The following is an 11,361-nucleotide window of genomic DNA, read 5'->3' on the forward strand; positions in this document are numbered from 1 at the left end:
CCGGCCGATGCCGCTATGCTCGCGTCCAGCACAGCCGCGAGGGCGGCGCCGCGCAGCGCCGGTAACGCCCGATTCCCGCTGCTGGGGCGCAAGGTCGCGATCGTCGGCGCCAGCCTCGGCGGCCTGTGCCTGGCGCGGTTGCTGCAGCGCCAGGGGGTAGAGGTCGAGATCCACGAGGCGCGCAGCGCCAGCGATCCGGCCTGGTACCGGCGCACCCTGGCGATCGACCACGAGTCCGCGATCAAGGCGCTGCGCGGCGCCGAACTGGGGCCCTTGTTCGACCGCTGCTGCGAACGCGAACGCAGCTACACCCGCCTGCTCGATGCCCAGGGCCGGCGCGAACGCGACAGCGCCCTGCCCACGCGCGCCGCTCTGCACTGGCGGATCGAGTACGGCCTGCTGCGCGATCTGCTGCTGAACAGCCTGCTGCCCGGCAGCGTGCTCTGGGGCCGCCGCTTCACCTCGCTGACCGGCGCCCACGACGACAGCCAGCGCCTGAACTTCGCCAACGGCGCGCGCGCCAATGCCGACCTGGTGATCGGCGCGGACGGCGCCTGCTCGCTGCTGCGTCCGTACGCGACCGGCAGCGGTCTGCGCTATTCGGGCGTGACCCTGGTCGAAGCGCAACTGCCGTTGCCGGAACTGCGCGTGCCGCGGATCGCGCTGTGGCTGGACCGCGACCGCCTGGCGGTGCGCGACCCGGACGCGGCGCTGATCCTGCAGCGCAACAGCCTGCGCGGCATGGATCTGCGCGTCGCCCTGCGGGTGCCGCGCGACTGGTCGCTGCGCGCAGTGGACTGGAACGATCCGGCGCAGGCGCGCGCTCTGCTCAAGCAACAGCTCGCGCACTGGGACCCCAAATTCCTGCGCCTGATCGACGCCGCCGAACCGACCTTCAGCGCGCGCCCGCTGCTGACCAGCGCACCCGACCGCAACTGGGCCGAGCGCGGCGCGATGACCCTGCTCGGCGCCTCGGCGAGGATGGCGCCGACCTTGCTGCGCGACCGCAAGGCCGGCGAACTGCTCGACGCGCTGGAACTGGCGCAGGCGCTGACCGCGCCGCGTCATCGCGACTCGATCGCGGCCGCGCTCGCGCACTACGAGCGCAACCTGCTCGCGCGCGCGGTGCGCGAAGGCCGCGACGCGCAACGCGTGCTCGCCGCGCTGCTGCCGCAAGCCAGCGTGATCGGACAGGCACGCTCGTGGCGCTCGGTCGCGCGCTCGCTGGGCGCGTTCGCCGGCCGGCTGCTGCCATGATGAACCTCCCCGTCACCTGGCCTGCGCACGCCCTGCCCGAGATCGGCGCGGCCTCGGGATCCGGCCGCGGCCGCAGCATCACCGCGCATGCCGCGGCCGCGACCGAACGCACCGCGGCGCTGGCCTCGGCCCTGACCGAGGCCTTCGGCAATCCCAAGCGCGGCCAGATCCTGTTCTACGCCGCCAGCACGCCCGGGCTCAGCATCGGCGACCTGTCCAGTCTGCTCGGCTGCAGCGTGTCGCTGGCCTCGCAGTACGTCGCCCAGTTGGAGCAGCAGGGCTGGCTGGCGGTGAGCAGCGACGGCCGGCGCCGGCGCGTGCGCGTGGCCGACGAGAGCCGGCGCTCGGCGATCGAAACCCTGCGCGCGATGGCGGACGAACTCGGGCCGATGGCGCCGTTGCGGGCGGCGTCGGGCGGGCGCTGAGCGTTCGGCGCGGCGCTTCGCGGCCGCAGCTATCCGCTGCTGAACTGCCGCGACGCCTTCGGCCTGCTCAATCCCGAGGTGTTCGGCCCGCTGCCGATGAACGGCTCGCAGCCGCTGATACCGCCGGCAGATCCGCCCGCCGGCATGGCGGCCGGCACCGCGCCGGCCCTGAAATCCGCGCCGCTGCCGCCCTCGCCTCGCGCCGCGCCCGCACGCGAGGCGCGCGAATCGCGCCTGCGCGCAAGCCAGCGGTTGCGCTGAACCCGCGCGCAGCCGAACCCGCCGCCTCAGCGGCCGATGCTGAACGCGCAACTTGACCTCAAGCGCCATTGAGGTCCTATCCTCCTCGCCATTCCCCCTCCGGTTCCCGCATGAACACCCCCTCTCCCGTGGAGACCGAGGTCGCGCCGGTGGCGCGCGCCGCCGGCTCGCGCGACGACTTCTCCGTCATCGCCGAACTGCGTCCCTACCTGCGTCCCTACCTCGGCCGCATCCTGCTCGCACTGGGCATGGTGCTGGCCGCCAAGCTGTTGAACCTGGCCGTGCCGATGGTGCTCAAGCGCATCGTCGACGGCCTCAACGTCGCCCCCAGCCTGCTGGTGCTGCCGGTCGCGCTGCTGGTCGCCTACGGTGCCGCGCGCATCGGCACCACCCTGTTCGGCGAGCTGCGCCAGATCGTGTTCGCGCGGGTGATGGCGCGGACCTCGCGCGAGGTCACCCTGCGGGTGTTCCGGCACCTGCACGGGCTGAGCCTGAAGTTCCACCTGAGCCGCCGCACCGGCGGCGTGGCGCGCGACGTCGAGCGCGGCGGCACCGCGATCACCGACCTGCTGGACTGGACCCTGTACTCGATCGTGCCGGTGATCCTGGAAGTGACCCTGGTCACCGCGGTCCTGGTCTGGGCCTACGACTGGCGCTTCGCCGGCATCACCCTGATCACCCTGGTCGCCTACGGCACCTGGACCTTCGCGGTCACCGAGTGGCGCACGCGCTACTACCGCGCCGCGGTCGAGGCCGACACCCGCGCCAATGAACGCGCGGTGGATTCGCTGCTCAACTACGAGACCGTCAAATACTTCAACAACGAGGCTCACGAAGCCGCGCGCTACGACGACAACCTGCGCTCGCTGGAGAACGCGCGGGTCAAGTCGACCAAGACCCTGGCCATCCTCAACCTGGGCCAGAGCGCGATCGTCGCGGTGGGCGTGACCGCGATGATGTGGCTGGCCGCGCGCGGCGTGGTCGCCGGCGAACTCACGGTCGGCGACCTGGTGCTGGTCAACGCCTACCTGCTGCAGCTGTCGGCGCCCCTGAACATGCTGGGCATGATGTACCGCGAGGTGAAGCAGTCGCTGACCAACATGGAGCGGCTGTTCGGCCTGCTCGACGAGCGTCACGACGTCCAGGATGCGCCCGGCGCGGTGGCGTTGGCGCCGAGCCGGCCGCGGGTGCGATTCGAGGAGGTGCGCTTCGGCTACGACCCGCGTCGCGAAATCCTGCGCGGCATCGATTTCGAGATCGCCTCCGGCGGAACGGTCGCGGTGGTCGGGCATTCGGGGTCCGGTAAGTCGACCCTGGCGCGGCTGCTGTACCGCTTCTACGACGTCGACAGCGGCCGCATCACCATCGACGGCCACGACCTGCGCGAACTGACCCAGTCCTCGCTGCGCGGCGCGATCGCGATCGTGCCGCAGGACACGGTGCTGTTCAACGACACGATCTACTACAACATCCGCTACGGCCGGCCCGAAGCCGAGCGCGCGGACGTGGAAGCCGCCGCGCGCGCCGCGCACATCCACGACTTCATCGCCGCCCTGCCCGACGGCTACGACACCCCGGTCGGCGAGCGCGGCCTGAAACTGTCCGGCGGCGAGAAGCAGCGCGTGGCGATCGCGCGGGCCTTGCTGAAGAATCCGTCGATCCTGATCTTCGATGAGGCGACCTCGGCCCTGGATTCCAAGTCCGAGCGCGCGATCCAGGCCGAACTCGACCGGATCAGCGTCGGCCGCACCACCCTGGTGATCGCGCACCGACTGTCGACGGTGATGGACGCCGATCAGATCCTGGTCATGGATGCCGGCCGCATCGTCGAGCGCGGCGAGCACGGCGAACTGCTGCGCCGCGGCGGCGTGTACGCGCAGATGTGGATGCTGCAGCAGCGCGAAGCCGAGGCCGGGCCCGAGTCCGAGCCGGTGGTCGCCGTCTAGCGCGCGGCAAACCAGTACGCCATAAAAACCAAGGCCCGCGCGGCGCATGCCGGCGGGCCCGTTCGGTTCCGATCCGCCATCGGTCGGCGCCCTGCGGCGCCGGCCGTGGCCTGGCTCACTCGCCAGTCTTGGCGGTGGCCTGGGTTTCGTCGCTCAGGCCCGACACCGGTGCCGACATCGGCTGTGCACGCGGGTTGAACGACAGCAGCAGGCCGAAGCTGGTGCTGGCATCCTGGCCCGAAGCGTGCTCGCGACGCAGCAGCAGCGACAGCTTCCAGCCCGCGGCGATGTCCAGGTCCACGCCGCCGCCGTACATCAGCGCGTTGTTGCCGTAGCTGCGCAGGCCGAGGGTGTAGTCGTTGGCGAGCGGCACCACCACGTAGTTCAGATCGACATCGCTGCTGTTGCTGATCGCGTCGCGGTACTCGAGCATCCAGTACGGCCGGAACACGCCGTTGGAACCCTGGACCAGATAACTGCCTTCCAGGCCCACGGCCAGGCCGTTGTTCTTCACGGTCTGCGAGCCGTAGGACAGGTCGTAGATGCCCAGGCCGAACTCGCGGTACGCATCGAGGCGGGTGCGGCTGGCATCGAAGCGGCCGTAGCTGGTCAGGGTCATGCGTTCGCTGGCGCGTTCGTAACCGACGGTCAGGGCCCCGAAGGACTGGGTGCCGTCGCGCTCCGCGGTGGCGGCCGCGGCGGCCGGATCGCTCCAGCGCTTGATGTCGAAGCCCAGGCGTCCCCAACCCAAGGTGCCGTCGACGAACAGATGCTCGCCGTGGCGCCACAGGCCGTACAGCGACAGCGAGCGCTGGTCGGCGTCCAGGCGCGAACTCGAACGGGTCAGGTCGGTGTCGTTCCAGGCGAAGCCGCCGGCGAGACCGAACAGGAAGTTCTCGTTGACGCGCCAATCGGCGCCGACCGTGATGCCGTCGCTGCGGAAGTTGTAGCCTTCGCTGCCGCTGCGGCCCTCGCGATCGCCGGCGGTGATGGTGCCGGCGGTCCACACGCCCCAGCCCGGCGGCAGGCGCACCGCATCGTCGGAGACGAACTGCGCGGCCGGCAGGGTCAGGCTGCTGTTGCGGCCGCCGCTCACGTTCAGGCTCAGGCCGTTGCTGGAGCGGTTGTTGCTGCCGTGGCGCAGCTGACGCAGGCGGTCGCGGATGTTGGACTGCTGCGCCAGCGCGAAGCGCACGCTGGCGTCGACCTGGGCCTGCAGCAGACCGACCACGCCCGGGTCGCGGGTCGGATCCGGGCGCGCGGTGACCGCCAGACCCGTGCTGACCGAAGCCTGCACGTAGTTCGCCGTCGCCGCCTGGGTCGCGATCAGGGTCGCGGTGCCGGGACCGACGATGGTCACCTGGCGTCCGCTCACGGTCGCCACCGCGGTGTTGCTGCTGGTGAACGTGAAAGCGCCGCTGGGGTTGCTGCTGGTCGGATTGGGCAGATCGAACGCGGGTTCGCCCACCGTCTTCACCACGTTGCCGATCCAGCTCAGGCTGGGCGTGGCCGCGCCGATCGTCACGTTCAGCGTTGCCTGCGCAGCGGTGTTGTAACTGGCGTTGCCCGCCTGGTTGGCGGTGAGCGCGCAGCTGCCCGCCGCCAGCATGGTCACCGCACTGCCGGCGACGGTGCACACCGCCGGCGAGGTGCTGGCGAACACCACTGGATTGCCCGAAGCGCCGCCGTTGGCGGACACCGAGAACGTGCCGTTCGGTGCGTACACCGGGGCGGCCGGGTTGGCGGCGAAACCGGTGATGGTCTGCGCAGCCGCGGCGATCGTCACGTTCAAGCTCACCTGCGGCGCCGCGCTGTAGTTGGCGTCGCCGGCCTGATCGGCGGTGAGCGCGCAACTGCCGCCGCTGAGCATGGTCGCGGTGTTGCCGCTGACCGAGCACACCGACGGCGTGGTGCTGGCGAACACCACCGGGCTGGTCGAGGGACCGCCGTTGGCGGACAGCGCAAAGCTGCCGCCCGGCGCATACACCGGCGCGGCCGGATTGGCGGCGAAGCCGGTGATGACCTGGCTGGCCGTGCCGATGCCCACGTTCAACTGCGCCTGCGGTGCCGCGCTGTAGTTGGCGTCGCCGGCCTGGTCGGCGGTGAGCGCGCAACTGCCCGCGCCCTGCATCGTCACCGTGTTGCCGGCCACCGTGCATACCGCCGGCGTGGTGCTGGCGAACACCACCGGGCTGGTGGAAGGACCGGCGGTGGCCGAGACCGTGAACGTACCGCCCGGCGCGTACACCGGCGCGGCCGGATTGGCGGCGAAGTTGCTGATCGTCTGCGCTGCGGTGGAGATGCCCACGTTCAACAGCGCCTGCGGCGCGGGGTCGTAGTTGGCGTTGCCGGCCTGGTTGGCGGTGAGCGCGCAGTTGCCCGCGCCCTGCATCGTCACCGTGCTGCCGGCCACCGTGCATACCGCCGGCGTGGTGCTGGCGAACACGACCGGATTGCCGGAGGCGCCGCCGCTGGCCGAAACCGTGAACGTGCCGCCCGGCGCATAGGTCGGCGCGGCCGGGTTGGCGACGAAGGCAGCGATCGCCTGGGCGATCCTGGCCACCGTCACGCTGTAGGCGCGGGTACCGCTGAAACCGTTGCTGGACGTGGCCTGCACCGTGAAGTTGAAGGTACCGGCCGCGGTCGGCGTGCCCGACAGCGCGCCCGCCGCGCTCAGGCTCAGGCCCGGCGGCAAGGCGCCCGCGCTCAGCGCGAAGGTGTACGGGGCGGTGCCGCCGTTGGCGCTGCTGGCGGTCAGGGTTTGCGAGTAAGCGGTGTTGTAGACCGGATTGGGCAGCGTGGTCGGCGCGATGGTCGTCGTCACCGTCACGCAGCTCAGCGCCACGTTGTTCAGGTCCGCGCCGATCGCGTTGCCGCTGTTCGGCGTGACCGAGCACAACTGCCCGGCGGGCGGCGCCAGCACGCTCACGCTCCAGTTCGCCCCGACCGGCAGACGCGTGGGAAAGACATAGCTACTGGCGGCCTGCGCCACCACGACCTGCTGACTGCTGACCGGGTTGGTCGCGTTGAGCTGCAGGGTCACTGCGCCGGTCTGGCCGCTGGCCGGGCCGCCGACCGAGAATTCCATCGGCGCGAAGCAAATCAAGGCCGCGCCGTTGCCGGTCTGCACGCCGTTGTTGAAGACGACTGCGCTGAGGCCGGTGGCCGCCGAGCTGCCGCCACCGCCACCGCCGCCGCCGCCGTTCCAGTTCGTCTGACAGGTGACGGTGCCGACGCCGGCACCACCGCCGCCCGCGCCGACCGTGGCGCCGCCACCGCCGCCGCCGCCGTAGCCGGCGCCGATGAAGGAACCGGAGAAATTGAAAGAATTGCCGCCGTTGCCGTTGGCCGCGTTGCCCGCCGTCGCCGGGTAGCCGCCGCAGCCGCCGCCGCCCGCACCGCCGGTGCCGACCGAACCGCCGCCGCCGCCGTAGGGGCCGGGACCGCCTGGCACGCTCGCGCCCGTGCCGCCGACACCGCCGCCGCCCACGCCGCCGTTACCGCCGGCGATCACGTCCGCGTTGCTCCAGCCGGCGTTGCCGCCGCCACCGCCGCCGCCGGCGACGCCGACCCGGTTGCCGATGCCGTTGCCGCCCACGCGCAGATCGGTGGCGCCGCCGCCGATGCCGTCGACGCCCTGGCCGAGACCGCCGGGATTGACCGCCTGCGAGCCCTGTCCGCCGACCCAGATCGACAGAGCCGCGCCCGGCGTGACCGCCAGGGTGCCGCGCACGCGTCCGCCCAGGCCGCCGCCGCCGCCCGGCGAATTGGGGCTGCCGCCGATGGTGCCGGCGCCGCTGCGGCCGGCGCCGCCTTGCGCGCCGCTCAGATAGACCGTCAGCGAATGCACGCCGGCCGGGACCGTGACGGTCTGCTCGCCGCCGGTGTAGCCGAACGCCGCCGGCGTCTCCCCGACCGCGCAGCTTTGCGCGTGGGCGGTACCGGTCAGCGCCAGACCCGGCAGCAAGGCCAGCAGTCCGAGCAGAACCATCGGTTTGCGCGCATCGCGCCTAACGGTATTCGCAGCCTTCCATAACGACGCACACGCGCGCGCCGCCGCATTCCCAAAGCGATTCATGGAGCCCCCTGGTCGGATCGAGTCGATCGAGTCCGTGATGCCTTAAACGTGCTGCTCGGCACACTAAATACCGTGACAACGCGCACATTTCCCCGGCGCAAAGATTACATGGCGTCCCGCCGGGGGCAATCCCCGGGATCGGGTAGCGGCGGGGTCCGGCCGGCCCAGGTCGCGGCCCGTGAGGCCGGCGCGGCGGTGGCACGGGCCGGGGGCGCGACGGCGGGCGAGCAGGCGCCAGACCGGCTCCAACGCCGGCAAACCATCGGGGTCGGCCCGTCGCTGCGAACCGTCGCGGTGCCGCCTCCGGCATAGCGGTGGCGCCTCCACGCCCCCTCTCATGCCCCCGGCGCACGCAATCGCCCCGGCGTCGCTGTCCCCGCCCAACGGTGCTTTTGAGGTCACGAACGGCAGTCACGGCGAGCGCCGACGCGGCCGCGAAGCCGACGCTCGGGCGCTTGCCGCCGTCGGATGGCCCAGCGGCCAGCGGGGACAGGCATGGCCGGCACCGTCGCCGACTCGCAAGGCCTGGGCATCGGCCCGGGCGAGCGAGCAGCGACGCAGCCGCGACGCCGGCCTGAAGCCTCCATCATTCGAGCGAGTATCGATTCGCGTCATTCAAGCGCCGCAATCCATGTCGAAAACACGGCGTGAGCGCGGCCCAAGCGAAGGCATGCCGTCCTGCAACGCCACGCCGATCGAAGCGGTCGCTGCACAGCGGGCCAGGCGGTTCGAGGCCGATGCGAGGACTCGCAAGCGGCGGTCGCCCGCGAACCCGCATGGCGGCGTCCGCGGTGGGCCGAGTACAATCGCCGGATCGGTTCGCCGGCCTCGCCCGCCTTGCCGGCTGCTGCGGCGCGATCTGCAACGGCCGCACCCGGGCCACGCAAGCGATTGATTTTCCTAGCATGGCCCCGTAGCTCAGCTGGATAGAGCATCCCCCTCCTAAGGGGAAGGTCACACGTTCGAATCGTGTCGGGGTCGCCAGGCTGCACGTACATGGTCCGTACGCAATCCCGCATATCGATGTGCGGATTTTTCTATGTTTCCGATTCTGGAGTTTTTGCGATGACGCACGCTGTTCTGACCGCCCTCGGCCTGAAAGATCTCGAGTCCGGCACCTACCTCGGCCATGGCGAATGGGCCGCGACCCGCGACGCCGGCGTGCTGGAATCGATCAACCCGACCGACGGCGAAGTGCTGGCGCGGGTGCAGGCGTCCTCGCAGAGCGACTACGACACCATCGTCGAGCGCGCCCAGGCCGCATTCGCGGTGTGGCGCACCACCCCGGCTCCGCGCCGCGGCGAAGCCATCCGCCTGTGCGCCGACGCGCTGCGCCAGCACAAGGGCGCGCTGGGTTCGCTGGTCGCGCTGGAAATGGGCAAGTCCAAGCCGGAAGGCGACGGCGAAGTGCAGGAAATGATCGACATCGGCGACTTCGCCGTCGGTCTGTCGCGCCAGCTGTACGGCCTGACCATGCATTCCGAGCGCCCGGGCCACCGCATGTACGAGCAGTGGCATCCGCTGGGCCTGGTCGGCGTGATCTCGGCCTTCAACTTCCCGGTCGCGGTCTGGGCCTGGAATGCGTTCATCGCGGCGATCTGCGGCGACATCACGATCTGGAAGCCCTCGCCCAAGACCCCGCTGTCGGCGGTGGCATCGATGAAGATCTGCAACGAAGCGCTGCGCGCCGGCGGCTTCCCGGACATCTTCTTCCTGTTCAACGACGCCGGCACCGAGCTGGCCTCGAACTTCGTCGACGACAAGCGCATCGGCCTGATCAGCTTCACCGGCTCGACCAAGGTCGGCCGCCACGTCGGCGAGCGCGTCGCCCGCCGCATGGGCCGTTCGCTGCTGGAACTGGGCGGCAACAACGCGATAATCGTCGACGCCGGCGCCGACCTGAAGCTGGCGATCCCGGCGATCGCGTTCGGCGCGGTCGGCACCGCCGGCCAGCGTTGCACCACCACCCGCCGCCTGTTCGTGCACGAATCCATCCACGACGACGTGCTGGCCAAGCTGGTCGCTGCGTTCAAGCAGGTGGAGAAGAAGATCGGCGACCCGACCGACCCGGCCAATCTGATGGGCCCGCTCAACAGCCGCGACGCGGTGCAGGCGTACCTGGACGCGGTCGAGCTGGCCAAGGCCAGCGGCGGCAAGGTCGAAACCGGCGGCGCGGCGATCGAGGGCAAGGGCAACTTCGTCCTGCCGACCATCGTCACCGGCCTGAGCAACGACGCCGAGGTCGTGCAGACCGAAACCTTCGCGCCGATCCTGTACGTGATGAAATTCAAGACCCTCGATGAGGCCATCGCGCTGCAGAACGACGTGCCGCAAGGCCTGTCCTCGTCGATCTTCACCGCCAACCTCAAGGCCGCCGAGGCCTTCCTGTCGGCCGCGGGCTCGGATTGCGGCATCGCCAACGTCAACATCGGCACCTCCGGCGCCGAGATCGGCGGCGCGTTCGGCGGCGAGAAGGAAACCGGCGGCGGTCGCGAGTCGGGTTCGGATGCGTGGCGCGCCTACATGCGCCGCCAGACCAACACCATCAACTACTCCGACGCATTGCCGCTGGCGCAGGGCATCAAGTTCGACCTCTGAGGTCGGTAGCGTAACGAAGGCGGGTCCGCCCAGGCGGACCCGCTGCGGGAGCACGGCATGCGCATCGCGGTCGTCTCGGACATTCACGGCAATCTCGGCGCGCTGCGCGCGGTGCTGGCCGATATCGACGCGCGCGCCTGCGATGTCACCGTCAACCTCGGCGACATCCTGTCCGGCCCGCTGCAGCCGGTGGAAACCGCCGACCTGCTGATCGGCCTGGGCCTGCCGACGATCCGCGGCAACCACGAACGCCAACTGCTGGAACCGCGCGCGGGCATGGGCGCGTCCGATGCTCACGCCCGCGACCTGCTGCGCCCGGACCAACTGGACTGGATCGCCGCGCTGCCGGCGACGCTGGCCTTGAACGATGCGGTGTATCTCTGCCACGGCAGCCCGCGCGACGATCTCGAATACTTCCTGGAACAGCTCGACGCCGGCGTGCCGCGCGCGGCCACCGCGGACGAAGCCGCGGACAAGGCCTGCGATATCCGCCACGCCGTGATCCTGTGCGGCCACACCCACATCCCGCGCGCGACCCGCCTGGACGACGGCCGGCTGCTGGTGAACCCCGGCAGCGTCGGCCTGCAGGCCTATCACTCCGAGCATCCGAGCCCGCACGACATGGAGGTCGGCGATCCTCGCGCCCGTTACGCGATCCTCGACGATGCCGGCGGGCGCTGGAGCGCCGAACTGCGCGCGGTCGGCTACGACCACGAGGCCGCCGCCGCGCTCACCCTGCGCAATGGCCGTGGCGACTGGGCCCAGGCCTTGCGCAGCGGCCGGGTCGGAACCTAGC

General features: G+C 71.0%; 6 protein-coding genes and 1 tRNA gene. 6 read left to right on the forward strand and 1 reads right to left on the reverse strand.

From position 1 onward, the window contains the following. Positions 1 to 15 precede the first annotated feature (15 nt). From ASE10_RS15645 to ASE10_RS15660, 3 genes are all read left to right on the forward strand, one after another. Complete coding sequence (locus ASE10_RS15645; RefSeq protein ID WP_056305688.1) at positions 16 to 1,257, forward strand: FAD-dependent monooxygenase; 1,242 nt, start codon at positions 16 to 18, stop codon at positions 1,255 to 1,257. Further along, entirely contained in the window at positions 1,254 to 1,682 is a 429-nt protein-coding gene (locus tag ASE10_RS15650; protein ID WP_156087846.1) for a winged helix-turn-helix domain-containing protein, read from the forward strand. Before ASE10_RS15645 ends, ASE10_RS15650 begins: the two co-directional genes overlap by 4 nt. 371 nt (positions 1,683 to 2,053) lie before the next feature. Further along, a complete protein-coding gene (locus tag ASE10_RS15660; protein ID WP_056306800.1) occupies positions 2,054 to 3,889 on the forward strand; it encodes an ABC transporter ATP-binding protein/permease in 1,836 nt (611 codons plus the stop codon). Between the two features lie 115 nt (positions 3,890 to 4,004). On the opposite strand, the gene ASE10_RS15665 is transcribed toward ASE10_RS15660, so the two are convergent. Next, a complete protein-coding gene (locus ASE10_RS15665; protein WP_056305696.1) occupies positions 4,005 to 7,880 on the reverse strand; it encodes an autotransporter domain-containing protein in 3,876 nt (1,291 codons plus the stop codon). Between the two features lie 994 nt (positions 7,881 to 8,874). Here ASE10_RS15665 and ASE10_RS15670 point away from each other — a divergent pair. From ASE10_RS15670 to ASE10_RS15680, 3 genes are all read left to right on the forward strand, one after another. Beyond that, positions 8,875 to 8,951: transfer RNA gene (locus ASE10_RS15670), tRNA-Arg, on the forward strand. 81 nt (positions 8,952 to 9,032) lie between these two features. Further along, positions 9,033 to 10,565, forward strand: a complete 1,533-nt coding sequence (locus ASE10_RS15675) for an aldehyde dehydrogenase family protein (protein WP_055909846.1) — start codon at positions 9,033 to 9,035, stop codon at positions 10,563 to 10,565. A 57-nt stretch (positions 10,566 to 10,622) separates the two neighbouring features. After that, positions 10,623 to 11,360: a metallophosphoesterase family protein gene (locus tag ASE10_RS15680; RefSeq protein WP_056305698.1), complete on the forward strand. Its 738-nt coding sequence runs from the start codon at positions 10,623 to 10,625 to the stop codon at positions 11,358 to 11,360. Position 11,361: the final 1 nt, after the last annotated feature.

Source organism: Lysobacter sp. Root76 (assembly GCF_001428685.1).
In the GTDB taxonomy this organism is placed as follows: Bacteria; Pseudomonadota; Gammaproteobacteria; order Xanthomonadales; family Xanthomonadaceae; genus Lysobacter.